The sequence below is a fragment of the Amnibacterium endophyticum genome, from assembly GCF_042680685.1.
GTDB lineage: Bacteria > Actinomycetota > Actinomycetes > Actinomycetales > Microbacteriaceae > Amnibacterium > Amnibacterium endophyticum.
In genome coordinates, this window is record NZ_JBHUEA010000033.1 from 1 (window position 1) to 24,237 (window position 24,237).

Annotated in this window: 32 protein-coding genes; 18 read left to right on the forward strand and 14 right to left on the reverse strand. The window is 66.3% G+C overall.

Annotated features, from left to right (window positions below):
• Nucleotides 1-146: 146 nt before the first annotated feature.
• Nucleotides 147-491: a PASTA domain-containing protein gene (locus tag ACFSBI_RS15290; RefSeq protein WP_377936438.1), complete on the forward strand. Its 345-nt coding sequence runs from the start codon at nt 147-149 to the stop codon at nt 489-491.
• A 323-nt stretch (nt 492-814) separates the two neighbouring features.
• Here the strand turns inward: ACFSBI_RS15290 and ACFSBI_RS15295 are convergent, their stop codons facing one another.
• Nucleotides 815-1,627 (reverse strand): hypothetical protein, encoded by an 813-nt coding sequence (locus ACFSBI_RS15295; protein ID WP_377936440.1) that lies wholly within the window; start codon nt 1,625-1,627, stop codon nt 815-817.
• 533 nt (nt 1,628-2,160) lie between these two features.
• Between ACFSBI_RS15295 and ACFSBI_RS15300 the strand changes: the two genes are divergently transcribed.
• Nucleotides 2,161-2,532, forward strand: a complete 372-nt coding sequence (locus ACFSBI_RS15300; RefSeq protein ID WP_377936442.1) for a hypothetical protein — start codon at nt 2,161-2,163, stop codon at nt 2,530-2,532.
• A 73-nt stretch (nt 2,533-2,605) separates the two neighbouring features.
• On the forward strand, nt 2,606-3,091 hold the full coding sequence (locus ACFSBI_RS15305) for a hypothetical protein (RefSeq protein ID WP_377936444.1): 486 nt from the start codon (nt 2,606-2,608) through the stop codon (nt 3,089-3,091).
• A 100-nt stretch (nt 3,092-3,191) separates the two neighbouring features.
• Here ACFSBI_RS15305 and ACFSBI_RS15310 read toward each other — a convergent pair whose 3' ends face one another.
• On the reverse strand, nt 3,192-4,316 hold the full coding sequence (locus ACFSBI_RS15310; protein WP_377936446.1) for a DUF4062 domain-containing protein: 1,125 nt from the start codon (nt 4,314-4,316) through the stop codon (nt 3,192-3,194).
• Between the two features lie 217 nt (nt 4,317-4,533).
• Nucleotides 4,534-5,067 (reverse strand): hypothetical protein, encoded by a 534-nt coding sequence (locus ACFSBI_RS15315; RefSeq protein WP_377936448.1) that lies wholly within the window; start codon nt 5,065-5,067, stop codon nt 4,534-4,536.
• A 198-nt stretch (nt 5,068-5,265) separates the two neighbouring features.
• On the opposite strand from ACFSBI_RS15315, the gene ACFSBI_RS15320 reads away from it, so the two are divergent.
• The 8 genes from ACFSBI_RS15320 (at nt 5,266) to ACFSBI_RS15355 (ending at nt 11,363) form a co-directional block, all read left to right on the forward strand.
• Nucleotides 5,266-5,676 carry a GNAT family N-acetyltransferase gene (locus tag ACFSBI_RS15320; RefSeq protein ID WP_377936450.1) on the forward strand — a complete coding sequence of 137 codons (411 nt, stop codon included), beginning with the start codon at nt 5,266-5,268 and terminating at the stop codon, nt 5,674-5,676.
• A gap of 91 nt (nt 5,677-5,767) precedes the next feature.
• Nucleotides 5,768-6,199 carry an NUDIX domain-containing protein gene (locus ACFSBI_RS15325; RefSeq protein WP_377936495.1) on the forward strand — a complete coding sequence of 144 codons (432 nt, stop codon included), beginning with the start codon at nt 5,768-5,770 and terminating at the stop codon, nt 6,197-6,199.
• A 389-nt stretch (nt 6,200-6,588) separates the two neighbouring features.
• Nucleotides 6,589-7,101: a GNAT family N-acetyltransferase gene (locus ACFSBI_RS15330; protein WP_377936452.1), complete on the forward strand. Its 513-nt coding sequence runs from the start codon at nt 6,589-6,591 to the stop codon at nt 7,099-7,101.
• 242 nt (nt 7,102-7,343) lie between these two features.
• Nucleotides 7,344-7,886: an RNA polymerase sigma factor gene (locus ACFSBI_RS15335; protein ID WP_377936454.1), complete on the forward strand. Its 543-nt coding sequence runs from the start codon at nt 7,344-7,346 to the stop codon at nt 7,884-7,886.
• Between the two features lie 191 nt (nt 7,887-8,077).
• Complete coding sequence (locus ACFSBI_RS15340; RefSeq protein WP_377936456.1) at nt 8,078-8,557, forward strand: hypothetical protein; 480 nt, start codon at nt 8,078-8,080, stop codon at nt 8,555-8,557.
• 115 nt (nt 8,558-8,672) lie between these two features.
• Nucleotides 8,673-9,818 carry an LCP family protein gene (locus ACFSBI_RS15345; RefSeq protein WP_377936458.1) on the forward strand — a complete coding sequence of 382 codons (1,146 nt, stop codon included), beginning with the start codon at nt 8,673-8,675 and terminating at the stop codon, nt 9,816-9,818.
• Between the two features lie 560 nt (nt 9,819-10,378).
• Complete coding sequence (locus tag ACFSBI_RS15350; RefSeq protein WP_377936460.1) at nt 10,379-11,017, forward strand: hypothetical protein; 639 nt, start codon at nt 10,379-10,381, stop codon at nt 11,015-11,017.
• A gap of 97 nt (nt 11,018-11,114) precedes the next feature.
• Complete coding sequence (locus ACFSBI_RS15355; RefSeq protein ID WP_377936462.1) at nt 11,115-11,363, forward strand: hypothetical protein; 249 nt, start codon at nt 11,115-11,117, stop codon at nt 11,361-11,363.
• Nucleotides 11,364-11,448: 85 nt separating this feature from the next.
• On the opposite strand, the gene ACFSBI_RS15360 is transcribed toward ACFSBI_RS15355, so the two are convergent.
• On the reverse strand, nt 11,449-11,652 hold the full coding sequence (locus tag ACFSBI_RS15360; RefSeq protein WP_377936464.1) for a hypothetical protein: 204 nt from the start codon (nt 11,650-11,652) through the stop codon (nt 11,449-11,451).
• Nucleotides 11,653-12,501: 849 nt separating this feature from the next.
• On the opposite strand from ACFSBI_RS15360, the gene ACFSBI_RS15365 reads away from it, so the two are divergent.
• Both ACFSBI_RS15365 and ACFSBI_RS15370 read left to right on the forward strand, forming a co-directional pair.
• A complete protein-coding gene (locus tag ACFSBI_RS15365) occupies nt 12,502-12,714 on the forward strand; it encodes a hypothetical protein (protein ID WP_377936466.1) in 213 nt (70 codons plus the stop codon).
• Between the two features lie 304 nt (nt 12,715-13,018).
• On the forward strand, nt 13,019-13,276 hold the full coding sequence (locus ACFSBI_RS15370) for a hypothetical protein (RefSeq protein ID WP_377936468.1): 258 nt from the start codon (nt 13,019-13,021) through the stop codon (nt 13,274-13,276).
• A 64-nt stretch (nt 13,277-13,340) separates the two neighbouring features.
• Here the strand turns inward: ACFSBI_RS15370 and ACFSBI_RS15375 are convergent, their stop codons facing one another.
• Together ACFSBI_RS15375 and ACFSBI_RS15380 are read right to left on the reverse strand one after the other, a co-directional pair.
• Nucleotides 13,341-13,673, reverse strand: coding sequence for a hypothetical protein (locus ACFSBI_RS15375; protein WP_377936469.1), 333 nt, complete (start codon nt 13,671-13,673; stop codon nt 13,341-13,343).
• Between the two features lie 121 nt (nt 13,674-13,794).
• The gene (locus tag ACFSBI_RS15380) at nt 13,795-14,037 is read right to left on the reverse strand and encodes a hypothetical protein (protein ID WP_377936471.1); all 243 of its coding nucleotides are present in this window, start codon (nt 14,035-14,037) and stop codon (nt 13,795-13,797) included.
• 297 nt (nt 14,038-14,334) lie between these two features.
• Between ACFSBI_RS15380 and ACFSBI_RS15385 the strand changes: the two genes are divergently transcribed.
• On the forward strand, nt 14,335-14,823 hold the full coding sequence (locus ACFSBI_RS15385; RefSeq protein WP_377936473.1) for a hypothetical protein: 489 nt from the start codon (nt 14,335-14,337) through the stop codon (nt 14,821-14,823).
• Between the two features lie 124 nt (nt 14,824-14,947).
• Here the strand turns inward: ACFSBI_RS15385 and ACFSBI_RS15390 are convergent, their stop codons facing one another.
• Nucleotides 14,948-15,073, reverse strand: coding sequence for a hypothetical protein (locus tag ACFSBI_RS15390; protein WP_377936475.1), 126 nt, complete (start codon nt 15,071-15,073; stop codon nt 14,948-14,950).
• A gap of 540 nt (nt 15,074-15,613) precedes the next feature.
• On the opposite strand from ACFSBI_RS15390, the gene ACFSBI_RS15395 reads away from it, so the two are divergent.
• The 3 genes from ACFSBI_RS15395 to lepB are packed head-to-tail and all read left to right on the forward strand — an operon-like array spanning nt 15,614 to nt 16,979.
• On the forward strand, nt 15,614-15,901 hold the full coding sequence (locus ACFSBI_RS15395; RefSeq protein WP_377936497.1) for a PadR family transcriptional regulator: 288 nt from the start codon (nt 15,614-15,616) through the stop codon (nt 15,899-15,901).
• Nucleotides 15,902-15,927: 26 nt separating this feature from the next.
• On the forward strand, nt 15,928-16,254 hold the full coding sequence (locus ACFSBI_RS15400) for a hypothetical protein (RefSeq protein WP_377936477.1): 327 nt from the start codon (nt 15,928-15,930) through the stop codon (nt 16,252-16,254).
• A 59-nt stretch (nt 16,255-16,313) separates the two neighbouring features.
• The gene (gene lepB, locus ACFSBI_RS15405) at nt 16,314-16,979 is read left to right on the forward strand and encodes a signal peptidase I (RefSeq protein ID WP_377936479.1); all 666 of its coding nucleotides are present in this window, start codon (nt 16,314-16,316) and stop codon (nt 16,977-16,979) included.
• A gap of 111 nt (nt 16,980-17,090) precedes the next feature.
• Here the strand turns inward: lepB and ACFSBI_RS15410 are convergent, their stop codons facing one another.
• From ACFSBI_RS15410 to ACFSBI_RS15430, 5 genes are all read right to left on the reverse strand, one after another.
• A complete protein-coding gene (locus ACFSBI_RS15410) occupies nt 17,091-17,957 on the reverse strand; it encodes an alpha/beta fold hydrolase (protein WP_377936480.1) in 867 nt (288 codons plus the stop codon).
• A 131-nt stretch (nt 17,958-18,088) separates the two neighbouring features.
• Nucleotides 18,089-18,700 carry a hypothetical protein gene (locus ACFSBI_RS15415; protein WP_377936482.1) on the reverse strand — a complete coding sequence of 204 codons (612 nt, stop codon included), beginning with the start codon at nt 18,698-18,700 and terminating at the stop codon, nt 18,089-18,091.
• Nucleotides 18,701-18,781: 81 nt separating this feature from the next.
• The gene (locus ACFSBI_RS15420; protein WP_377936484.1) at nt 18,782-19,618 is read right to left on the reverse strand and encodes a hypothetical protein; all 837 of its coding nucleotides are present in this window, start codon (nt 19,616-19,618) and stop codon (nt 18,782-18,784) included.
• 106 nt (nt 19,619-19,724) lie between these two features.
• Complete coding sequence (locus tag ACFSBI_RS15425; RefSeq protein ID WP_377936486.1) at nt 19,725-20,357, reverse strand: Type 1 glutamine amidotransferase-like domain-containing protein; 633 nt, start codon at nt 20,355-20,357, stop codon at nt 19,725-19,727.
• Between the two features lie 97 nt (nt 20,358-20,454).
• Nucleotides 20,455-20,610 (reverse strand): hypothetical protein, encoded by a 156-nt coding sequence (locus ACFSBI_RS15430; RefSeq protein WP_377936487.1) that lies wholly within the window; start codon nt 20,608-20,610, stop codon nt 20,455-20,457.
• Between the two features lie 374 nt (nt 20,611-20,984).
• On the opposite strand from ACFSBI_RS15430, the gene murJ reads away from it, so the two are divergent.
• The gene (gene murJ / locus ACFSBI_RS15435) at nt 20,985-22,493 is read left to right on the forward strand and encodes a murein biosynthesis integral membrane protein MurJ (RefSeq protein ID WP_377936489.1); all 1,509 of its coding nucleotides are present in this window, start codon (nt 20,985-20,987) and stop codon (nt 22,491-22,493) included.
• Between the two features lie 86 nt (nt 22,494-22,579).
• Here the strand turns inward: murJ and ACFSBI_RS15440 are convergent, their stop codons facing one another.
• Together ACFSBI_RS15440 and ACFSBI_RS15445 are read right to left on the reverse strand one after the other, a co-directional pair.
• Nucleotides 22,580-22,798, reverse strand: a complete 219-nt coding sequence (locus ACFSBI_RS15440; RefSeq protein WP_377936491.1) for a hypothetical protein — start codon at nt 22,796-22,798, stop codon at nt 22,580-22,582.
• A gap of 637 nt (nt 22,799-23,435) precedes the next feature.
• Nucleotides 23,436-23,978 (reverse strand): hypothetical protein, encoded by a 543-nt coding sequence (locus ACFSBI_RS15445; RefSeq protein ID WP_377936493.1) that lies wholly within the window; start codon nt 23,976-23,978, stop codon nt 23,436-23,438.
• Nucleotides 23,979-24,237 lie beyond the last annotated feature (259 nt).

Here is a 24,237-nt window from a genome sequence, read left to right on the forward strand (position 1 = left end):
CCACACCTACCCCGCACCGATCTGGGACATCTAGGCAAACGGGACCGAACAATAGGCGTAGGCGTCTCACGTGCAGGCGGATGAGACGTCTCGCTGGCGGGGAACTGGTACGTGCGAGTGAACGGTGAGCGCGTCACACTGCTGGCGTGAGCGCGTTCCCCGAGTACCCGGCTGTGCAGACGGTGCCGCACTTTGTTGGTCTCGCGTACGACGAGGCTGTGGCCTTGGAGCGTCGCCTGGGGCTTCACATCGCCGATCCGGATCCCGATGCGGCGCCAATCTCGAATTACTGGTGGGACCACAAGGAGCTCGTGGTGCTGACCCAGAACCCTGCTGCCGGCGCACTGATCGATCGCCAGGTGTCGGTGACGGTGACGCTGGGGCCACCTGAAGCGCCTATTGATGCTCGAGTGCGATTAGCCACCCCTCCTGCTCTGTCTGCTGCTGCGTCACCTGAGCCGGATGCACTCGACCGCTTCGACAAGCACTGACGGCTAGGGCTGGCCTCGGCTGCGTCTCGCGGGCAGGCGTGCGGGATTACGACCTCTCATCGCTCCGGCGCCGTCGGACGAGACGACCGATCAAGGCCGCGATACCGCCGAGCGCGGCGGCAGCCGCCAGCCAAGAGAAGGCCGGTGCCCCGAGCAGGACGCCCAATACGCGTAAGAGCGCCGCGAGGAGCACGGTGACGGCGAAGATTGCCGAAGAGACACGCAAGTACCTCGTCGTCTCCTGCACTGGCACACGCAAAACCTTCGGCGTGTCGCGAGCAGGGGAGTGAGACGTCTCGCGGGTAGCCGCTTGCGATCGCGGGTCAGGTGCGGTCGCGGGCCTTCGGGTTGACGGTGTCGCCACCCCAGTGCAGGGCGCCGTCGTGGTCGAGCGGCATCGCCTCGAGGCCGGGTGTCGCGAGGACCTGCTCGACGAGGCTGACGGGGCCGCCCAGGAGCGTGAATCCGAAGTCGATCTCGGTCGCGAGGCACCAGGCGGAGTCGGCGGGCCAGAGCAGTTGAGGCGCAGCGATGCCGCCGCCGGATCCTTCGCCCAGGCCGGCCTCGCTCGTCCAGTCCGGACAGGCGAGGTCCGTCAGCGCGCCTGCGAGCAGCAGGTACTCCCGGCCGGGCAGCTGCAGCAGGGGACCCTCGTCCAAGGCACGGGTGACCTCGGCGCTGACGCCGAGCTCGGCCCCGGATCTGGTGCCGGAGGTGGAACGGCCGCTGTCAGACAGCGTGAAGAAGGAGACGGAACGCAGCGCCCCCCAACCTGTCCACACCGCCGCGGTGACGTCGTCCGGGGTGGCCGTCGCCGTGCTGAGCAGCGGCAGCAGCGCCTCGAGGACGTCCTCGGGCATCCGGCCGTCCTCGGGGGCCTCGACGCTGGTGCCGTCGCCGAGGTCTGCCTCCTCCATCTGCACCCCCGCGATGCCGCCCCACTGCATCCAGGGGTGCGCCTTCGACCCCGTCAGCGCAGCGACCTCCGACCAGCGGATCGACTGCTGCGACGTACGAGTCGACCCGGGCCGATTGACCGGACCTTCCCACCAGTAGCGGACGCCCGGATGGAAGATCCGCGCGTACGCGGCGAACCCACTGGGCAGCACAGAATTGCGGCTCGCCCAGCCCGTCATCCTCGGCGCGATCCAAGCCCCTCGACTCACGTCCCCGGTCCACCGCACCTGACCACCCTCGCCCGTCACGACCGGACCCGCCAGCGCCATACGAATCCGGAGCATCTCGCGTGCAGGGTGCCGAGACGAGCCGACTGCTGGTGGCGGAAGTTGTACTCGGTGAATGGTTGCGTGATACTCGCGCAATGCTGAGCAGTGCACGGGCCGGAGGGGAGACCTCGCTGGGTCCGATCTTTCCGCTGGGGTACGAGTTGTCCTGGTGGGCGATCGCTGCGTGCATCATGTTGGTTATCGTTGTCGCGCTGATTCGAGTCCTCAGGTCCCGTGAGTTGAGCAGTGCGGCTCGGGTTACGTGGGTCCTGCTGGTCCTACTCACCATGCCCATCGGGGCCATCGCCGCACTGCTACTCGTACGCAACAGCGCAGGAACCTCGATCAAGAGCGGCGCATAGCTACCCAGCCCACTCCTGGTTAGTCGAGACGTCTCACGGGCAGCAGTTCGACACAGGGCCAAGGGGAACTAAGCCTCAGCGGTGAAGTTGCTGCGCTCCTCGCAGTGCGGCGCGGTTGTAGTGGCGGGTGGACGAGCGGAGTATCTGCTCGTGCCATCAGCAGAACAGGACAACGACGCACGGGCGAGGCTTGCTGCGCTGAAGGTTTCCATCGAGACCGAGGAGGGTCAGCGCCGAGCGAGGAGAGCGGCCGCAGTGCGGGCGATGCTTTTTCACACTCCGCCGCAGGCTGTCGCGGCCGCAGGTGCGACCGCGATTGCTCTTGCGGGCACGGTCGTCTTTGCCCTGCTGGCGCTGGCAATGAGGAGCACCTGGCTCGTGATTCCGTCTGCGATATTTGCGCTAGGTACCGTTGGGGGACTCATCGCTGCATCGAAACGATCTCGCGAGTAGCGGCAGCCTTGCTATTCGCGATCGCCGCACCATGACCGTTTCGCAAAGTTCCACAATCAGGGGATTGAGATCAGTGGTGTCGCTGCAAGATGGCATGAACGGTACTGAGGAGGCAGTTGTGGTCAGCAGGACCGGGCGTCTTGTTGCGGTGCTGCTGGCGCTGATTGCTGTCTCTGCGCTGGTGGTGCTCGGCTACTCGACCGCCCGCTTGAGTAAGGGCGATCAACTTGGGGTTGCATCTGTCTCGGTGCCGGTCCTGGAGGGGAGGGGCGACAGTGGTGGCATCACCGGTCGCTTGGGTGCGAGTCGTTCGGGAGATCGAGCCTGCTTCTGGATCGACGACAGCAGACAGGGCGGACAGCGGCTCTACCTGCTGTTTGCGTTGAAGTACTCCGCCAGTAGTGCTCTTGCCCTACTCGACCAGCAGGGCAGGACCATCGCCGAGGCGGGCGAGACCGTGACTGCAGTGAACGCCGCACCTCGGCCTGGCGCGGCCCCCAGGTTTTGCCCCCACGGCGCGGGGATGACCGTCTACGACGTGACCAGGACGAACTCCTGATGGCCCCTCGCCGGCGCGGAGGAGAAGGTCCACGGGTAGTCCCAGGTCCAGGAATCTGACACGAGCTAGTAGCGGTTCGCTCGAGGGGTCGGGGTGTCGTTTAGTTCTCGCGGATGGTCCGGAGCAGCTCTGCTGCGATCTCTGTAGCGGCATCACCGGTTTGGGCGCGAAGTGCTCCAGCGGTGATCGAGAAGCGGGGCGTCATATGGGCGTGTTGTCCCGTACGCATGCTGCCTCGGCCCGAGGTGCGGTTGCCGACATGGATGGGGTCTCCCTCCTGGACGAGGTCGAGGGGTCCGAGGAGTGCCGCGAGAGCGATAGGGGCGGCGTCGTCGAGTTCGGTGAGGTCGGCGGCGCGGAGCAGTTCGCTGCAGCGGCGGGTGAGGTCTGTCTTATCGACGAGTGCGCCGAGGGTGTCGGTCGGGATACTGGAGAACGCAAGGGACTCGGATGTGTCGAAACGGCACAGGCCTCGGAAAGCGTGCTCGCGGCGTGCGTTCCAGCCGGCTGAGCGGGTGCCTTGCGGTACTGCGGCCCAGGCTGCGGTACGGCTGCTACTTGCGGAAAGGCCATCGAGGTCGCCGAAGAACCCGGTAGCCCGTCCTCTGCGCGCGAGGAGGGTCGGAAGACCGTCGATCTCGGACGCGAGCATTGGTCGTGGGTTGATGGGCAGCAGTGCGACTTGCAGCACTGGGACGTAGGGCGGCACGGGGAGGGCCTGCCCGATCGCGGTGAGCCAGGAGGCAGTGACCGGCGAAGACACCGGCGTCCACTCAAGACGTTGGGGCGTCCGGGGAAGGGCCTCCAGCGCACCGTAGACGGCGGTGTTCAGGGTGACAATTGAGGAGAAGGCGCCACGGAAGCGGCCGTCGACGTAGTCCTCGACCTGCCGCTTGAAGGTTGCCTGTCGGGGTTCGTCGGCTTCGTCGGTGTTCTTGACGAAGACGAGGATCGGCTTGTCGAGCTGGCGTGCGAGTTGGAACTCTTCCTCGGTGGGAGCCAGCCCGGAGTCGGGGAAGGGGGTGCCGTAATGGGGGCCGAGGAGCAAAACGTAAACGTCGGCTTCTCGGACTCCGGCGAGGCAGGCGTCGCGGGACGAGCGGTCCTGTGCCTGGAAGTCCTCGAACCGCGACGGGACGTACTCGCGCGAGACCGACAGCAGTGCTGCGAGTCCTGAACGCTCATCCTTCAGACCAGCCGTCACCGAAGAGATGAATACCCGCACGCCTTCACGCTACGGAGCGCCGCCGACACCCGTACGGCTCGTCGGAAGCGCGAACGAGTCGGTCAGGTGGACGGTGGTGGTGGAGTGGTCGGATAACGGCGTCCGCTGCTGACAAGGGTGATGAGGACGCATCTCGTAGCCACGGAGCAGCGTCAGACAGCACTCCGTCAGCGGGTCGAGCCGTCTCGTCTGCAGGACGCGAGAACGCCCGCTGGAGTCACGACTTGGGCTGTAGACGTCGTACATGTCGGGCTCGACGGCGAGCCTGCATACGCACCTGCTGTTTGCGGATCCGTGTGGCCTCTCGTTCCCCGGCGTTGGCGTAGTGCTGCGGGGTCATCACGCGGCTGCTACGACCCGTGAAGGCCCCGATTGTCGCTGGGACCACGAAAAGCAGAACTAGCGCGGACATGACCCAGATCGACGGCCCCTCGGCCCCCAACTCCGCAATGAGGCCGCTCGGGTTCAAGATGAGTACCGAGATGAAGTAGACGACGAAGAGAACGCCGAGCCCGCAAAGGACCTTCTCGCTCCGCGGAAGAAGTGTCTTGTAGTCGATGATTCGACGGGCGTCCTCCCTGACGCGCTGCTCGAACCATGCACGCTCGTCACCGGCAGCCAGCGTCTGCGCGAGGCTGCTGTTCCGCTTCATCCGCCATGACCAACGCGAGAGAGGCAGCAAAAGGTTTAGGCCGGTAAGAAGGGCACCCGTCAGCGGAACCGTGAGAAGCCACCGGATCCAGTCCTGCATGTCGCACACGGTACGTACTGCCTCTGACATTGAAGCGTCCGCAGTCTCGCGACGAGGTCTGACCAGCAGGGCTGCGTGGGCTGCTGGCGGTAGTCCCACCGCCAGGGGCTTGAGACGTCTCGCCTGCCGGCGCTCGACGCGGCGACGCACGGGCTCTGTACCGTTTCGACTGTGTCGGCGTCGTCAGCAGGGGTGCGGATGGCTGTGGACGCGGATCGTGACGCGTTGTGGCCGTTGGTTCGCGAGTTCGCGACGTCGTTCGTGCCGCGTCGCGCGGACTTCGACGCCGTCCTGCCACGGCTGCTCGCTCGGCAGGACGACACCCTTGTGCTTGTCGCGGAGTCGGCGGACGGGGCCGTAGTCGGGTATCTCCTTGCCAGCACGCACCTGACCTTCCTGGCGAACGGCCCGGTGGCTTGGGTCGAGGAGGTGATGGTCGATGCGGCGCACCGGCATCGCGGGATCGGCCGTCTGCTGATGCGGGAGGCCGAGCACTGGGCTGCCGAGCGCGGTGCGGCCTACGTCTCACTCGCCAGTCGACGGGCCGGCGCGTTCTACACCGCACTGGGCTACGACGAGTCCGCGGTCTTCTTCGAGCGAGCAGTCTGACCTTTACGGTCGCCACCGTGTCTCCTCAGCAGGGATGTGGACGCCCGATTGAGGTCGGCCTTGAGAGTCTTCGGAGGTGGACCCGGGACCCGTGAGGGCGCGTGAGACGTCGCACTTCGGCATCTATGGGGTGTTGCTGCAGCAGGGTCGGCTGGTGACAGTACGGAAGTCCCGCGGACCGTATGAGGGGCTGCTCGATCTGCCCGGCGGGACGCCCGAGGCAGGGGAGTCGCCCTGGCAGACCCTTCGTCGCGAGCTGATCGAGGAGGTCGGGGCGCGACTGATCTCGGCGCAGGAGTGGCGGACATTCGCTCTGCACGTGGTTCGTTCCAGTCGGGGAGTACCGATCAACGGATGGCATCGGGGTCGAGTCGCTCGTGTTCGAGCTACCGGGAGAGCCGACGTCACGTGGGTCGAGGACGTCGTAGGTGTGGAGCTCATCGAGCCGCATCGGCTGCCACTCGGAGCATGTTCCGCGCCTCTGGCCTGGGCATTGAGAACGCACCTTGTTCGTGGGGCGTAAGCGACGTAGGTGTCTCGCGGGCAGGGCGACGATGCTCGCGAGCAAGGCTCTGGTTCGGGCGGAGGACCTGCTGTCTAACCTTGTGCCGTGAGCGCTCGGGCTGCAGGCGTCGTCCTGTTGGTCACCGCGGGTTTCGGGGCGATCATTGCTGTCGTCGGGTTCGTGCTCGTCGCTCGGGCTGACTCACGCGACTGGCTTGGTGCAGGTCTGATGCAACTGGGTCTCGTCCTGGTCGTTGTGCCTGTCCTCGGTGTGTTCCTTGCCCGCATGCGCCGCGGAGGTCGGCGCCGCTGACCGCTTCGCTCGCCGCACTGAGCCCTGCAGCGGGGACGAGCGTTTCGCCTACAGGGAGCGACTCATCTCGCCGGCGGGCGCGTGAGACTGGCGGGATGGCGATTCCACAGCCGACCGAGCGCCTTCGGTTCCGAGAGATGGGACCGACGGACCTGGGCGAGATGGCTGCCCTGCTCGGGGATCCGCTGGTGATGACCTTCTATCCGGCGCCGATGACACGAGACCAGGCAGCGGGCTGGATCACCTGGAATCAGGACAACTACCGGCGGTACGGGTTCGGGCTCTGGGTCTTGGAGACCCACGACGGCAGCTTTGTGGGCGACTGCGGCATCACCTGGCAGCGGGTGAACGGACAGCCGCGGCTCGAGGTCGGCTACCACGTGCGCGCGGACCTGCAGGGCCGGAGGTTCGCCACGGAAGCGGCCATGGCCGCGCGCGACTTCGCCCGCGACATGGTACGGGCCGAGGAGCTCATCGCGATCACTCACCCGCAGAACGCGGCCTCCCAGCGGGTAGCGGAGAAGCTCGGCATGCGCCTACTCGAGAACGACCTCGGCGAGGACGGGGTCGTCCACTGGGTGCACGGCATGCGGCTCCACTCGGCCTGATGTCGCCGGCGTCTCTGATGCAGGGGAATGAGGCGTCTCGCGTGCAGACGATGCTGGCTCTGCGCCGATCTCAGAGTCAAGTGTCTTGCTGTCCACCTGTTGAGCGACATCTGTCGAGGAACGAGATGCGCGAGTGACCGGGCAGCAGCCTGCAGGGCCAGCTGCCGTGACTGCTGCCGTTGAGTCGTCCGGTCCGGGGAGATCGTTTGTAAGGATCTGCGGGCGCGGACAACGTAGTAGGAGTGGGTTCTGAGGCGCAGGCGGCTGACGTGGTCGGCTTTGCTGCCTTCTACCGGGCCCACTATGTGGCAATCGTGGCGTTCTTCCAGCGGAGGGTGGACGACCGCGAGTTGGCTCGCGACCTCACCGCTGAGACGTTCCGGATCGCCTGGATGCGCTGGGACTCCGGGGTTGTGGTGACGCGCGCGTGGCTGTACGGGGTTGCGTACAACTTGGTGGGCGATGAGTGGCGTCGCCGCGCTCGGCTTGGGCCCGTCGGGGAGCTGCCTGACACGTTGGAGGCTCCGGACCGGCAACGCGATATCGAGGTGCGGCTGCTCCTGGCTTCCATGGATGCGACGCAGCGTCGAGTGCTGCTGCTCACCTACTGGGACGGCTTGTCTGCTGGCGAGGTCGCGACTGCGCTCGGGATCTCTCGCGCCAGCGTCTGGACTCGGTTGCATCGAGCTCGACGCGCATTTGCGGACGCGTGGGATGCCCCGCCGACGGCTCGACCCTCTCGTCCTACCCAGCCACGCCATCAACCATTCGAGGAGTCATCGTGAGACGCACGATTCGAGCCCTTCGACAGAGTGATCCCGCGCGTGATCTCGGGCTGACGATCGATGAGCGGGCTGAAGCGGAGCTCGCGAACCTCGTCGGCCCGCAGTCGATAGCGACGTCTCCGACACATCGTGCGCGCATGTCGAGGTCGAGGTCACAGCTCCGAACTGCCTTTGCAACAGGGGCGGTCGCAGTGGCCGTAATCGCTCTGACGCTCATCGTCCTCGTCAACACTCCAACGACGCATCGGTCGAATCTGCCCGCGCAGCATGCGACGGTCCAGTCTCCGGCTGCGGAGGGGGCTTCCGCCTCGATGCTGATCGGTCCGCGTGGCTCGAAGGTCCTTACCCGCGCGCAGCTGCACGAGTACGTGCTGCGCACGTTCGATGACGTCGGGTCGACCAATGCGGCGGCCTGGGAGGAGCAGCAGTGGCTCGCCATCGGATGCATGGCCGACGCGGGTTTCCTCTGGGATCCGACTCTGGAGCGTGCGCCACACCAGACTCCCGCCGCGGACGGGCTGACGCCGTCGCAGCAGCGGCAGTGGCAGAACGCACTCGGCGGGCCGGGGTCGACCAGCTCCTACAACTGGCGGACCGAGTCCGACTGGCGCAACGCCGGCTGCATCGGCCGAGCCGTGCACGCGACGTCGCAGCAGGACGGAGTCCGATGAGTCCGACAGATCAGACCGTCACGATCTGCTTTCAGTCGTCGCTGCGAGAAGATCAGTGACGCAGCGGCCAGGTGCACGGCACGCCGTCGGAAGGGTCCGCTCGATCTGGCCGGCCGTGTTCCGCGTCGTCGCGGCAGCGGTCGCGGTGCTGCTGGTCAGCGGCGGGTCTCTTGCGGCGTACAGCACATGGCGGCTGACGGAGAAGGTGCAGCAGCACGCGATCGCGTTGCCGGGCGAGAACGTTCCGTCGGTCGCGGCGCTCGACGGCTCCTTCAACGTCCTGCTCGTCGGCGCGGACAACGCCGCCGGTCAGCACTCGTTCGGCAAGGCCCGTGAAGCGACGCTGAACGATGTTGACATCCTCGTTCACGTCTCGGCGGACCACACCCGCGGCACTGTGATCAGCTTCCCCCGCGACCTCGTCATCCCACACCCGAAGTGCCGTGACCCAAACACTGGGCAGACGTACGCTGCGATGACCGCGCAGCCTTTGAACGTGGCATTCGAGCGGGGCGGCCTCGGGTGCGTGGTGGACACCGTCGAGCACCTCACCGGACTCGCGATCCCATACGCGGCGTTGTTCTCCTTCGCCGGGACGGTGAAGATGGCCGACGCCGTCGGGGGCGTCCCGGTCTGCATGACCCGCGCGATCGACGACTCGAAGTCCGGGCTGCACCTGCCTGCTGGCACATCGGTCGTCAGCGGCCGCACCGCGCTGGCCTATCTGCGGGAACGGAAGCGGATCGGCGACGGCAGCGACCTCGGCCGGATCGCCTCGCAGCAGGCCTACATGTCCGCGCTGCTGCGGAAGATGACCGCCGCCGGCACCCTGACCGATCCGGCCAAGCTCTACAGCCTTGCCAACGCTGCGGCCGACAACGTCAGCCTCTCCCAGTCACTGGCCGGACTCGACCGGATGGTGCAGATGGCCGTCACGCTGAGATCCATCGACCTCGACCAGATGGTCTTCGTGCAGTACCCGACCCAAGCAGACCCCGCGAACTCCTACAAGGTCATCCCGAACGCGTCGCTCGCGACCGAGCTCCTCGACCGCGTGCACCGGGACCAGCGCGTCGCCCTCGGCACCCACGCCCTCGGCATCTCCGCCACCACCGCGCCCAGCAGCACCCCCAGCAACAAGCCGCACATCAAGGGCACACCCTCTCCCACGACCGCGCCGACGGACGGCGCCGAGATCGCGGGCCTGACCGGCACCACGGCCGCGCAGCACACCTGCACCGTCACACGGACCGACAACTGAGAGAAGCTCGCATCAAAATCCGTGTGGAGAGATACGGCCGATATGGGAGCGCAGTCAGGACGACGATCGTCGAGGACTGCCGCGCCGAGTCGGTGTGGTGGTCATCGGCGTCGTGGTGCTGCAAACCGCTCGAGGCGCAAGCTGGCGTGCACCTCTCGGTCGCAAGGGCCGCAGTTCCGTGAGCAGCCGTACGAGACGCGCGGGACTGCAGCAGTCCCGCCACCTGGGCGTCACCTCGAGCGAGTGGAAGTTGGGGGTGCTGAAGGTATGGCAGTGGACTTTCGGAGGATCGCGAGGGCCTCGGACCCGATGAGACGGTGCGCCATACAGTCCCCTTCGGGTAGCGGCGGCTTGTCGGCTCGGCGCGTTGGAGGTGGGGCAGATTGCGGGGGCTCGGTCTGTTGAGCGGAGTGGTTGTGCTGCTGCTGGCGGGATGCAGTAGCCCTTCAGTCGGGAGGAGCCCGGCTCCGGCTCGACCGGCAGCGCCCTCCGCTTCGTCGATGGAGTCGCCAGCTGCTAGCGCCTCGGCGCAAGGGTCGTCCGCTTCCTCGGGTGCGTCAGTGCCTGTCCCCGATCGCTCGGGCCGGATCACTGCGGCGGGGTGTTCGAACGGACTGACCACAATCCCTGCCGGTGCTGACGCGGCTCGCATCTCGGACGTTGACGGCGACGGGAAGCCTGACACCGAGTTCTACTCCGAGGGCCCGAACGGCTTCGAGTACGGAATCAAGACATCCGCCGGTGGCGTCGACACGCTGCGTGACGATCTCGCTGGGCCCGGGGTGCACAGCGGGTGGACGGCGACAGTGGATGTGGCGGTCGGCCACGTGACCGTGCTCGATGACGGTCGCTCGGCGACTCTGCACGCGTTCGTCGGGTGCCGCTTCGTCACGACGAACGGTCCGGACGGGCAGCCGTACCGGTTCGGGCTCAACGGCTTCTATCAAGCTGGCACCGGGGTGGCCTGCAGCGGGGGCAACGGTGGTGTGCTGGTCGAGGGAGTGTTGGCGCACAAACGGCGCAACGGGAACTACGACATCCGCTGGACGAACATCGACATCTCGGCCGACGGCACCAAGGCGTCAAACGGACCGACCTCGACTCGATGGGCGGACCTCGCTCCCAGCGATCCCCGAGTACACCAAGCCATGGGCAGCTACTGCGGCAACATCCCCAAGGTGCACACCAACGGCGAATGACAACGAGGGCAGCGGTTCGCTCCGCGGTCTCGTAACCAGGCGAGCGAGACGTCTCGCCGTTGTATGAGCCGGCATCACCGCAGTGCATTCTGTGGGTGTGTCGTCGTGGGTCCCCGTTGTGGTCGGTTTGCTCGTGACGCTGGTCGGTGTGGCGAGGCTGTATCAGGGCAGGAGCATCAGTCGCACGACGCTGCCGTGGCAGCGTCGTCGTCATCATGAGGGCGACTTCGACGGGCGCAAAGAGCTATGGGACGACTCGCGTCAGGCTGCGCGCTCAGGGATCGTCTTCATGGCTGGAGGAGCGCTGATCGTCATCGTGTTCGCGATCGCGCCGTTGCTGCGCTAAGCCGCCTCTCGAGTACAGAACCCGGGCGATCTCACGAAGAGGAAGCGGAGATGTGGCTCACTTGCACAACTTGCAGGGCTCAGCTTCACCGGAAGGCCGCCGCGCCGACGAGGATCGCTACGAATCCGAGCACGAAGAGTGCTGCCAGCGGCCAGGGAACGCCATCTCGCTCTTGTGCGGTTTTGGGTCGTCGACTCCTCCGTACGAAGAGCAGGATCATCAAGGTGTCGATGACGGCGCCGGCAGCGATGAGAACCACTGACACGGCGGTGCCCGGGGTGAACGTCACGGGCCGATCGTCCAACAGTCAGCGTGACGCAAGGTCCGAGGAGCACACGGGCAGAGACGGTCACTCAGCTTCGAGACCGTCCAGTTGGTCAGTGCTGATTGAGCAGAGGCGTTCCGATGACGATGCTCACGACGGCTGCAAGCAAGACGATGCCGATCGGCACCTGCCGGTGAAACTTGCTGCTGCTGCTGCTGCTGCTGCTGCTGCTGCTGCTGCTGCGCGAGGTGCTGTCCGCCGTGCTCAGGGGTGACGCTGTGCCGCCAGCGACGGCGGCAACGGCATCGAGGAGCGCTCCGACGTCTTTCTCGCTCTGTCTGTCCCCAGTCCTGTATCTGCAATCGGAACGTGGGCCGACTGCCGACGGTGACTAAGGTTCGCGTGGCGTCGGAAGGAGTAAAGTCGGCGACGAGCGTCTCGCCCCAGGTCAGCCAGTTGGTACGTCGGTACAACTCGACTGAGGTGGGGTCTGTCTTGTCGAGGGTGCAGTGCCGACTCCCTGCTACTGCGCGCTCGAATAGTTCAGGAAGCTCGTTGATCGTCGCGGGGGCCACGCGGGAGCCAGTCGCTCGAGCACGTCGTGAGCGGATGGACGGGTCGAGGCTCACCTCGCCATCCTCTCCTAATGATTTGCCCTTTTCACTCGTAATCGCCGTGCGATTAGCTGGTTCAACCGTGTCTCACGTGCAAGGGGCAAGTCGTCTCGCGAGCAGGGCTTCAAGACGCTGGTCGGTTGAGACTTGTGTTGTGGAACCGCCTGCTCGACTTGTTCCTGGTCCGCGTGTTCTGCGGGTGTTCTTCGATCACGGGCATGAGTGGCCGCTGTGGGAGACAGGCACGTACAAGTACACGATGGAGCCGTCCGACTACGGCTTCTCGGAGGAGTTGATCGACCTCCTGCGGCGCTGGCACGTGTTGTGGGAGCGAGTCGCGAGCTTCGACATCGGTGAACCGGTTCCCGAGCCTTCGGCCGCGGATCGTCCAGAGCTGAAGTCGTTGAAGCGTCTGGCCGTTGCGGTGATCAAGCGCGAGGTGCCGCCAGACGTGCAGGTACGTGCCGAGTGAGCGAAGTCTCAACGGCAGGCGACCGGGACTATGACTTGTCAGCGCTCCGGCGCCACCGGACGAGACGACCGATCAAGGCTGCGATACCGCCGAGCGCGACGGCGGCTGCTAGCCAAGAGAGAGCCGGTGCCACGAGCAGGATGCCTAGTACGCGTAGGAATGTCGCAACAAGCATCGTGACGACGAAGATTGCCGAAGAAACGCGCAGGTACCTCGTCGTCCTCCCGGATTCGGGCACGGGCAAATGGTAGACCCTCGGCGTCTTACGGGCAGGGCTGATGAGACTGTTGGGCAGGATGTAGGTATGGACGAGGTCCGATTCAATGAAGAGCAGGCTGCAATCGCCAATCGGATCAAGGGCGTCGACCGCCAACTAGACCAGCTTGACGATCACATGCGGCAGTCGGCGATGTGGGGGCTGCACGGCAGTGGTGCCGGCGTCGGAGCTCTTGCTCGTGGGCGAGCGCGCGCGCAAGACGAGGCCGCTCGAGCCAACCTGCAGTCGCAACGAGACTCCCTAGCCGATCAGATGCGACAGTCGATCGAGCGGTCGCACACGTAGGCGGATGAAACGTCCAACCCGTATCGGTTCTCGGAGGGTCGGAAGTCGCAGCGTCGTCTACTCGTCAGTCCTTCTCGAGGTCGAGCGCGACTGCGGATTCATCATCGCCGTCGACGGTGACTATTGCCTCGCCCGGAAGTTCGTCTGCGTCGATCAACGCGTCGACCCAGGAACGCGGGAACAGGACGCGAACGGTGCCCTCGTCTCGCGTAATCGCACTCGGGGCGTCCTCGTGGTTCTTCTGCTTCACGGCCGCGCTGTCCCACGCGAAAACGATTGGCGAGTCGGCGGCGTTCCGCACCCACTTCGTGCCGAACCGCACCGTGGAGCCATCAGTTCGACGCGCGAGCACGCTGAGCAGCAGCTCTGACTGCTCCGCCGGCTCGGGGACGTCCACCCAAGTCGCGGTGAGCCCCTCGGCAGTGATCAGAGCGCTATGGAAGCGAGTAGTTGTCACAGTCGCGACGCTACCCGCGTCCATTCGCGCGTCTCGCGAGTAGAGGGTGTGCGGGCGGCTACTACTGAGCGCGCTTGAGCCGCACGACTCCTGCGCCAAGAAGCAGGACGCAGCCGGCGAGTAGAACCAGCGCGAAGAGCAGGAACGCGTCGTAGTCCGCACGGAGCATTGGGCACGCGGCGGATGACGTGTCGTCGGGGCAGGTACGCCAGGGCTGTAATTGGAAGACGGCCGAGCCGATCAGGCCGATGATCGCCAGAGCGACGCCTGCCTCGGCGAAACGACGGGCGACTCGGCTGGACACCTGGCCAGTGAAGCAGGTCGGAAGGCTTTGTCTCACGGGCAGGGGAGTGAGACCTCGCGCCCTCGGGGTCAGCGGCGGTTGATGATGATCGCCGCAATGACTGCGACGGCGGTGATGACGCCCACGGCAACCCACATGTAGAGGGGCCAGTCGCCGTGAAACTTGCCGGCGAAGTACACGCCTCGAGTATGAGCAGTTCGACCGTGGCCGGCTGCAGCCGCAACGAGCCTGCGCCTCGCGGGCAGGAGGCGAGACGTGCGCTGACGGCGGGGGTGGCGCGGCTGGGAGTGTGGCCGCGTGTTGTTCGAAGTCAATCTGGCCGCGGACGCTCGAGGGTGGGCGGACCCGACGGTCCAAATCGGGGACGCCGGGTTGAAGATGACAGCGTCGTACCTCACGGATGCTCTTGGCGAGCTGTTGCAGGCGCTGATGTCGCTGGTGAATGGCAGCTTGATTACGGAGTGCGAGTGGACGCAGGAACCCGGCGGGTGGCGGTGGGAGTTCCGACGACCGGACGAGGCTGCAGTCGATCTCGTGATCGCCTTCAAGGAGGACGCCTACACCCAGCCCTGGATTTCCATCGAGTCAGCGCAGGTGCGGCTGCAAGAACGCTTGCCTCTGACCGAGGTGATCGAAGCCATCACTGCGGGGAGCAGGCGCTGTTTCGAGCAGTGGGGCTTGTCCGGATTCGCCGAGCAGTGGGACGAGCACCCGTTCCCACTACTGCAGCTTAAGGCGTTGGAGCGGTGGCTGGACGATCGAGTGCCCGCTCCGCTCTACGCCTGAAGCGACGACTGACCAGACGCGCTCGGGACTATGAAGGCGAGGCCTGCAGCCCCAGAGCTACCGTTCCAGCATGCCTGTTGGGCCGGGTTCCGCAGAAGCGGCTGTGGTGGCGAACAAGATTCGTTCAGTCGACCGCGAGCTCGATCTCCTCGAGCAGGAACGGGTTGAGTCGGTTGTACTGGGCATGAAGGCTGGGATGGGAGCCGCAGCCATGGTCAGGATGGGGCAGGACGCGAGCGACCTCCGCCATCAGCGGTTACTCGAGGAACGAGCCGACCTTGTCGCTCAGCTAAAGGGACTGCTGGGCGACTCCTAGTCCGAGCGTCCGCCCCCCCCCGTGCAACCACCGGGCAGATCAGACGGTCACTCCCCGAGCGCGGCGTGAAGTCGCTCGGCGAGTCCGGCCAGTGCTGATTGGAGGCCCACAGCGTCGGCGCTCGGTGCAAGTCCCTCGCGTCGCAGGCGCCCGGCGATGGCGGTCTCGAGGTGAGAGTCCAGTTGCCCGAGCATCGACTGGCCTTGCAGTCGGGACACAATCCCGATCAACGCTGCAGCATCAGCCGCCGGGAGCGCCACTTCGTCCGGTCCGGTACTCATCACGATCGAAGTGAACAGCCGCCCCATCCCTGGCGCAACGATCCGTGTCTCGTGTGCAGGCCGGTGAGCGTCTCACTCCGGACCTGCTGCTCGCGCTTGCGGAGCTCGGCGGTGTCGTCTGGTGCTGCCATCTCTATACACCTAGGTTTGCAGGGTGCTGCGGCTGGCTCGGGTGACGCCTGCGACGGTTGACGTGCTCCGAGAGCTCGAGGCGGCTGCAGAGGCGTTGTGGGGGCTGCGCTTGGTCGCGCTCACCGGTCGGCCTGCAGGTTCGGTCTATCCGATCCTGGCTCGGCTCGAGGAGGGCGGTTGGGTGGCGTCGCGGTGGGAGGACAGCGCCGATCGGGGACCGCGTCGCCGCTTCTACGAGCTCACGCCTGAGGGGCGTGCAAGCGTCGTGCCGCTGCTGATGAAGGAGCGACCTCACGGGGCAGCCAGTGGTCTTCCCGTGCCGCTGGGCCGAGCGGTGGGGCTGTCGTGAGCGGGCCGGAGCGGATGTTGCGGGCGGTGGCGTTGTCGGTGCCGCCGCTGCGTCGACGACGGTTCGTGGAGGAGTGGCAGACAGATCTTGCGGCCGCTCGTCTACTCGGGCTGTCCCCGTGGTCGATGGTCGTCGCGGCCGGCCGGGTGGCGGCCTTGCTGCTGTGGCTGCACGTACGGGCGCAGGTGAGGCGGACGCCGAGTCGCCGGGAGCTGACCGGGGTCGGCATCGGGATCGGGCTGCTGCTCGTGGTGACGGACATCCAGGTGACGGTGCTGGTGCCGTTCGTCGTCCTGGTGATCGTGTTGTGGGCGCGGTGGCGGATCGGCCGCTGGATCGAGCTCGGCCGGTGAGCCTGTTCGGATCGGGACGGTCGGGTCGGTCGTCCGCGAAGCATGGCGCGGCAGGGCTCGTGCGGGATCTGGTCGTGATCGTGGTGATCGCGCTGCTGGCCTCGTTCCTGATCAAGACGTTCCTGATCCGGTCCTTCTACATCCCGTCCGCGTCGATGGAGAACACGCTGCTGGGCGAGCCAGGCCACCACGACCGGATCCTGGTCGACGAGCTCGTCCCGCGCCTGATCCCGCTCCAGCGCGGCGACGTGGTCGTGTTCACCGATCCCGACCACTGGCTCGGCGACGAACCTCAGCCCGCGAGCCCGACCGGCCCGGTCGCAACCGCTGCCGACTGGGTCGCCGGCCTGGTCGGGATGTCGAACCACGACTCCGCCGGCCACCTTGTCAAACGCGTCATCGGCTTACCGGGCGATCGGATCTCCTGCTGCAACGGTCTCGGTCAGATGAGCATCAACGGCATCCCAATCAGCGAGCCCTACGTCCGCATCCCACCCGGCTACACCGCCGTCAGCCGCGACCCCTTCCACACCGTCGTCCCCGCCGGCGACCTGTGGGTGATGGGCGACAACCGGTACAACTCCTCCGACTCCCGCTTCAACGGTCCCGTCCCCATCGAAGACGTCGTCGGCCGCGCCTCCGTCATCTCCTGGCCTATCACCCGCTGGAACTGGCTCAGCAGCTACCCCGCCACCTACAACGCCGTCAACCAGACCAACCCCTGAACACAGCGCTCAATGTCGGTACCTCAAGCACAGCAGCGAGCAGTTCCAGGAGCAGGGGAGTGAGACGTCCGGGCTCCGGGCGTCCGGCGATGCTCCGGTGTCGAGGCGCTGTCAGCGGTGCGGCTGGTCCTGGGTGAGGAAGCGGAGTGTCGCTTCGGCTACGGGTCCTGGTCGGCCTGAGTTCCAGGGGCCGTCGTGGCCGAGGCCGGGGAGCTCGACGAGCTCGGCGCGCGGGTTGCGGGCTGCGAGGGTGCGGGCTGCGTGCTGGAGGAAGGCGGGGCTCTTGGTGCCGCTGATCACGAGGAGGGGTTTTTCGAGGTCCTGGTACCGCTCGGGGTGCTCGTTCGCTTGGGACACGTCGTGGAAGTCGTAGCGGACGCCGGGCAGCAGATCGCGCAGGCTGGTCGCGGAGCCGCTGGTGCGCACGTGCAGCGCCAGGAGCGCTCCGGTCAGCAGGCGGGCGATCGGGCGGGGGAGGCGTCGGAGGGGTGCTGGTGCGGTGCCGGCGGTCAGGAGCGCGTCGAGGAGCGCGGACGGCAGGTCGCCGCGTTCGATCTCCTGACCGAGTCGTGCGATGCCGGCCCGGTCGATGCCGTGGTCGTAGAACGGCGGCTCGAACACGACGGCTCGTTCGATGCGCGGCAGGGTCTTCGCGGCTTCCAGGGTGATGACGGCGCCGGAGCTGAGCCCGAAGACGGTCGAGGTGCCCGTCGTCCGGAGGATCGCGTCGATGTCCTCGACGTCCCTGGCGAGGTCGTGGTCCTGCCCGTACGGGCGCGGACTCGAAGCGCGTCCGCGCCGATCGGCCGAGAACACGGTGAAGCTGCCCGAGAGCAGCTCGGCGAATCGGTCATAGGCGCGCGCATCGGCCATCGCGCCCTGCACCAGCACGACACCCGGTCCGTTGCCACGGCGGAGGTAGCCGATGGCCGTGCCGTCGGCGGAGCGGACGGAACCGGTAGTCGAAGGGGACGCCACGAGCGAACTCCATCACACTTCAGCGCAGGCCGTTCGTGGTGGTTGCACCAGAGCAGGGTGCCTCGCAAGCAGGGACCTGAGACGCTGCGGCTTGCGAGGAGTCCGCAAGAGCTTGGGAATTGCGCACCGCCTCAGTGGTGGCGAAGCTTGAAAGCAAGGTCCCGCGCGGTTCGCGCTACCTTTCCGCGCCGCCGCTCACTCGCCTGACCCTCCAAAATCGAGTCACGCATCTCGCCGTAGAGCTTGAGCCACGGTCCGTCGAGCGTGACGCGGAGCCGCTTCATGCGGCGCGAGTAGACCTCGAGCCAGCGGACCTCCAGTGTCGGCCGCTGCAGTGTGGCGTCGAGCAGCGTGAAGGGATGGTCGAACGTCTCTTGAAGCTGAAACAGCGGTACCTGGATGTCCCATGACTCGCCCGGTGCAAGGAAGGACCGCTCTTGGTAGGGGCGGACGCCGTCATCTGTCTCTTGCGTGAAGCCGATAACTGCCGTGTTCGTGGTGACGTCGACCATCCTCGCGTGGTCGCGACCGTGGTTGGAGATGGAGATCTTCATGAAAGGGATCGCATACGCAGCAGACCCAGCTCCGAACCAGTGCTCCTCGATACCGCCAGTCAGACCGATGCGGTCCCATCGGACGTGGAGCCAGGCGCGGTCCTGGAACCGCTGCGTCTGCCAGATCGCGAATCCGGCAGCGACTAGCGCGGCGGTCGACACGCAGATCGTAATGATGTCCAGGATCACGCGGTCAGGGTAGGACGCGGGCCGAATAGCCCCGAGTCCCGATTCGCCGTCCGCCAGGATGAGCAGCGGCGCGCTGGGCCCTCAGGAGTTGTTGAAGTAGGACATGTCGGGGTCTTCGGCGATGGTTTGCCAGCGCTGCCGCATCTGCTGGCCCGTCAGCTGCTGGTCTTTGATCCAGTGGCGTTGGTCGGCCGCGTGAACCCATCCCGCTGCTTGCAGAAGCTGGCGTGCGGTCCGGGGATGCACTCGAAGCGCACGGCCGAGTTGGCGCGCTTGCCACTCGGTCTTGGTATCGATGAGGCGCATGAGCGTCGTCGGGTACTGCAGCCCAGAGTCGCGCAGTTGTGCCGCTACGCGTCGCGCTTCGCGCTGCCTGCGTCGTGTACGGCCTAGAGGCCAGTAGTGGCGAATCAGCCAGCCCAGTAGCACCGCCGGTGCGCTGCTGAGTGGTGCGAGCGGCTGGATGCCGAGGGTGCTCATCCACCTGAGAACGTCGAATGCGAGGGTGTCGCCCCCCATGCCCTCTTGTGGACGGAGGACGAGTCGGTCCCAGCGGCCAGCGATGTACCCAGCGCGAACTGCACGTCGGAGCTCACCTGCGGTGAGATCCCTAGCGAGAAGATCGGCAACTCGAACACTTCCATCTGGCCGGACGGCGAACGGAATCATCAAGGACTCCACTAGGGCGACGGTGCCGTCGCGCCTCGGCTCGCTTCCGGTGCCCAACTCGCAGAAGGCGATGTGCGACTCCTGCGGCAAGTAGCCCGAGTTCCAGTCCGAGAGCGTCTGCGCGATGAGATCGCGCAGTTGTTCCTCGTCTTCGGCCAGAACACGTCGAGGGGTCGGTGTCCTCAGGAGCTGCCCGCCGGGGAAGTTGCCGTCGGCGAGGTAGAAGGTCAGGCGAAGCGGCGCCGGCATGAGGGAGATCCTGCCGGAGGCGGCACTTCTAGTGCGCTCGTGGCGTCGAGCGCAGTAGGCGTCTCGTGAGCAGGGGAGTGAGACGTCCCACGACGTCATGTTCTCGTCAGATGACGGTCTGCGTACTCCCGTCGACAACGAGGGCTTGGCCATCGCTGAGGGCCCAGTAGGGCTGGTTGAGGCGGTCGTAGTGGGCGGCTTCTTCGGTCACGGCGGCGGTCTCGGGGTGGTCGGGAGATGAGAGGTGAGGAAGGACGGGGCGGTCCAGGATGTTCAATCCGTCAAAGGTGATCTCCGGGTAGGTGGCTGCTGCTTCCTCGACCGAGTCGACCAGTTCGAGTCCTGCGAGGCTCGGCGCAAGGACGCATCCACCGGCGCTGTATCCGGAGTAGACGAAGGCGTCTCGTCGAAGTCCGTCGACGATGACGGAGTCGATGCCCGACTTCGCCATAGCTGCGCGGAGCGTGAAGACGTTGCCTCCCCGCACCCAGAGAAAGTCAGGTTCGCCGAAATCGTGAACGATCGATGCGGGGTCGTGCTCACGCAGGTCGAAGTCGTGCGCCACGAGACCGAGCTGAGCGAGCTCCTCGATCTCGCGCTCGGTGTCTCCGTGCCGCCGCGCCTCGTCCAGGCCGTCGAGAGCGTTGGCAATCACAAGTCCGTGCCGCTCGCCCCGGACCATGCCCGACAGTGCTTCCGGGTGATCGCCGAGCTTGTACGACGACAGGTAGAGCCGCATCCCGACAGTCTGACGTCTCGCGCGAGCAGGTCTCGTGAGCAGGGGAGCGAGAGGTCTCGCGAGCAGGGGAGTGAGACGCTCGGCGCCAGGTGCATCACTACCTGGTGCCGTTGTCTCGGAGGTACCAGCCGACGCCGACGATGACGAGCGCGCTGAGGAGCAGTCCCAGGCCGAGCACGGACAAGGCGGTGCCGATGAGGAGACGCGTCAGGGCCGGCGCAGCATCAGCCGCGTAGCCGTTCGGTCCGCCCACTACCGCGAGGAGGATCCCGACTCCGAGTGCGGCCGTGCCGATCGAGGCAGCCCCCTGCACCCACGGGTTGGACGTGGTCGAGGAAGCAGGAGTCGCGGTTCCGGCATCTGGGCAGTCAGGCACGTCTTGATCATCGCGGGCGAGCGACCCGTTGGGCCATCGGTTGCACCCTCGACGCCGCCCAGCCTCACGGGCAGGCAGCTGGGGCACGGCTCGGGGAGTCTCTTGGTCCGCGCTGCGAGGTCCTGTCGGCGAGGGGTGGGGCTAGCGTCGGCGGCCTGGTGATTGGCATTTGATTGGGCTGAGTGGTGTCGTTGGTTCGGGCGACCTCGTGGGTCGCGTTGGGTACTGCTGCGTCGAGGGCGACGGGGCTGGTGGAGGCCCTGGTGCTGGCGGCTGCGATCGGAACGGTCCGCAGTATCGGTGCGGATGCCTATGCGACGGCGACGGTCGTGCCGGCGAGCATTTACGCGTTGATCGGTGGTGGGTTGTTCACCTCGTTCTTGGTGCCGCAGATCGTACGAGCGAGCCGGGGAACGGATCAGGGGCAGGCGTATGTCAACAAGTTGCTGAGCCTCGCCGCGGTCGGGTTCGCGGTGGTGGCGGTGCTGGCGACAGCGCTGTCGCCGCTGCTGATGTTCGTGTACGGGCAGCGTGGGCCGGGCTGGGTGCTGGCGTGCGGGTTGGCGTTGTGGAGCTTTCCGCAGGTGTTCTTCCTCGGCCTGTCGGCGGTGCTGGGAGAAGTGTTGAACGCCAGACGGGTGTTCGGCTGGTCGACCTGGGCGCCGGTGGCGAACAACGTGGTCGGGATCGCCGGCCTGGCGCTGTTTGTCGTCCTCTTCGGAGCGGTCGGGCACCGTGACGCTGCTGGGTACTCCACGCTCGCGGTGGTCGTGCTGGGCGCGAGTGGGTTGGCCGGTGTTGCAGTGCAGGTCCTGGTGCTGATGCTGGGCTGGCGGGTCAGCGGGCCGCGGTTCCGGCCTGACTTCCGGTGGAGGAGCGTCGGGCTGGCCGCGACCGGTCGCACCGGGGGTTGGACGATCGCCATGCTCGCTTCGACGCAGCTGGTCGGGCTGCTGCAGGCCGCGGTCGCGAACCAGGCAGCGGGCGTCGGCCCCTCGACGGGCGCGTTGGGCTATGCCTGGTTGATCTTCATGCTCCCGCACTCGCTGGTGACGGTGTCGCTGCTGACGGTGTTCTATCCACGCCTCAGCAGCGCGGCCGCCAGTGAGGACGCTGCCGCATTTCGCTCCATCCTGAGCCGCACGATTCGAACCGTTTTGCCGCTCATCGCGCTAGCGAATGTCGCGCTGCTGGTTGCTGCTGAACCGATCGCCCGGCTGCTCACCCATGGGCCACGCGACGCTCAGGCGTTGGCGGTGATTATCGACGTCTACCTTCTCGGGCTCGTCCCGTTCACGATCCTGGCGATCGTGCAGCGCTGCTTCTACGCCCTCGGTGACACCCGCACCCCCTTCCTCTACACACTCGTGCAAGTCGCGATCGTCGGAGCCGGGTTCGCCGTCACTGCCCTGCTGCCACTCATCGCCGCCGCTACCACCGCAGCAGGCATCGTGCAGGCGAGCCTGGCCTGGCGGCTGCTCCGCAAACGCATGGGACGGGTGCTCCTCGGACTCCGCGCCAGCACCAGATCCATCGGCACGGCCGCCACCGGCGCTCTCCTCGTCGGCGGGCTCGCCCTCGTAGCGGCCAACGGCACGCTTGGTACTGACGCCATACTGGCCGCATGGCCGCCAGCTCTGGCTGCAGCCGCAGTCCTGGCAGTTCTCACCACGGCCGCCTACCTGACCGGCTTAAAGCTCACCGGATCCGTTGCACTCCAAGAGGCATCGACCAGGCTCCGGTCCGTAGCAACGCGCTGACGTCTCGCAAGCAGGGTGGTGAGACGCGTCTTGCGGACAGAGGCCGACGCGTGTGAAGTTGTCAGACTTGCGCGAAGTGGCGCGGATCAGAGTGCTCGTGCGGAACCGCGGGGCACGAAGATGACGGGCTGTTCACGGAAAGCGCCGCGGATCTGGTCGACGACGGCTGTTGACGTGTTTGGCAAAATCCCTACTTCGATGGCTCGCTGGGCGTCATCGTGGCTGAGGTGGGTCGCATACCTACCCCAGAAGCCTTCGTCCTCGAGGTAGTTCCCGAGGTCGGCCTGTAGCTGCCAGAGGGCCACGAGGGAAGCGGAGGCGACGCGGGTGCGGATACGGATGCCCGTGGGTGCGAGTCTGCGGAGTGCTTCGGTCGTCTCGATCTCGTCCCCGGCAGGTATGCCGACGCCGATGTCCAGGTGTCGACGATCGATTCAGAGCCCGGTGGTTCCGCCGTTGGCGTGGGCCCACGCAGCGGCTTCCGCAACTGCGCGATCGAACCGGTCGCCGTCCGACTCAGCGGTCGAAGTCGAACCATCGCTCATGGCTCAAGTCTGTTGCCGCTACCGAGTCGTGCACTGATACCGGACGCTGGTATGAGACCGAGCCATCGAGACGTCTGATGGCCGGCGCGGCGAGATCGAAGGCGTTCGGCGCAAGTGCACAGGCGTTGCCCTCTGACTCAACCGGCGTCGACAGATGCGATGCTGCCGTCTTCGGCCAGCCAGAGGTTGATGCGGTCGGGGCGAAGTTCTTGGGTCATCCAGCCGCCCGGGTGCGGGATCACTCGGGCGTGGAGGCCGGCGGACTCAAGCAGAGCTACTGCGTCGTGGGGTTCGAGCCCCTCGACCTCTGGTGCGTGATCGTTCAGCCATGCCTGAGCTCAAATAGGAGGGCGCTCCATCTGAACAGTGTCCGCCTCTCAGCGGGTCGCAGCTGCCGCTACTCGTCGTCCTCGTCGTTCGCGTGGAGGAGTGGTTCGAGTGGCATCGAGTGGAGGGGGATGAGGTGCAGCGCGAGGTCGGTCGGGATCGCGGGTCCGTAGATCGCGAGGCGCACCGGTCCGAGGTCGGCGACTGCTGCTTGACCCTCATCTGTGCTGGTGGTGAAGAGTACGAAGGGCTCGCCGTCGACGGCGATAGGGCGGGTGGGCCAGAGTTCTCTTTGGTGCACAGCTGAAGCGCGCCGCGCCGCTGCTTCATGAAGCGCTGCGGCTGGGTGATCGTCGAGGGTTGCCAGCTCGATCGAAGTGATGTGGGTCACAGCTTGCCGGGCGGTGTCCTCGAGGTTCAGGTCCTGCGCCACGGCGTGCCCGTTGGACGCGTAGCGCCAGCCCACCTTCCGGTGAGTTTCGATCGTCAGCCCGTCGATCCTCTCGACCCCCACGATGTCGATTCGATCTCGGGCTGCAGTTGAAAGCGCACGCGCGTGCCAGTTGTCGTCGGCGACGGGTACGGCGACAGGCAGGTCGTCATCGATCAGCACGTGCGCGACGGTAGACCCCGCGCCTCCGGTAAGAAGCACGCCACAGGTCTCACGGGCAGGGGAGCGCGACGTCTCGTGTGCAGGGGTGCGAGACGAAGCAGCCTTGAGCGCGATGAGGGGCGAAGGCTGACGCTGTGAAGGAAGTGCTCGGGGCGACCTGCGGCACTGGCTCGCCCACCCCGCACTGGGACTGCGCAGCATGGCAGCACGCTGGTTCTGTATCCGCCATGACCGACCGCATACCCCGCTCCGCCGGTGG

Excerpts from the sequence above, each read along its gene's own strand:
- ACFSBI_RS15295 (WP_377936440.1), bottom strand. The coding sequence starts at position 1,627 with ATGACGGGCTGGGCGAGCCGCAATTCTGTGCTGCCCAGTGGGTTCGCC.
- ACFSBI_RS15315 (WP_377936448.1), bottom strand. The coding sequence starts at position 5,067 with ATGCAGGACTGGATCCGGTGGCTTCTCACGGTTCCGCTGACGGGTGCC.
- ACFSBI_RS15320 (WP_377936450.1), top strand. The coding sequence starts at position 5,266 with ATGGCTGTGGACGCGGATCGTGACGCGTTGTGGCCGTTGGTTCGCGAG.
- ACFSBI_RS15330 (WP_377936452.1), top strand. The coding sequence starts at position 6,589 with ATGGCGATTCCACAGCCGACCGAGCGCCTTCGGTTCCGAGAGATGGGA.
- ACFSBI_RS15365 (WP_377936466.1), top strand. The coding sequence starts at position 12,502 with ATGGAGCCGTCCGACTACGGCTTCTCGGAGGAGTTGATCGACCTCCTG.
- ACFSBI_RS15370 (WP_377936468.1), top strand. The coding sequence starts at position 13,019 with ATGGACGAGGTCCGATTCAATGAAGAGCAGGCTGCAATCGCCAATCGG.
- ACFSBI_RS15390 (WP_377936475.1), bottom strand. The coding sequence starts at position 15,073 with ATGGCGGAGGTCGCTCGCGTCCTGCCCCATCCTGACCATGGCTGCGGC.
- ACFSBI_RS15420 (WP_377936484.1), bottom strand. The coding sequence starts at position 19,618 with ATGCCGGCGCCGCTTCGCCTGACCTTCTACCTCGCCGACGGCAACTTC.
- ACFSBI_RS15425 (WP_377936486.1), bottom strand. The coding sequence starts at position 20,357 with ATGCGGCTCTACCTGTCGTCGTACAAGCTCGGCGATCACCCGGAAGCA.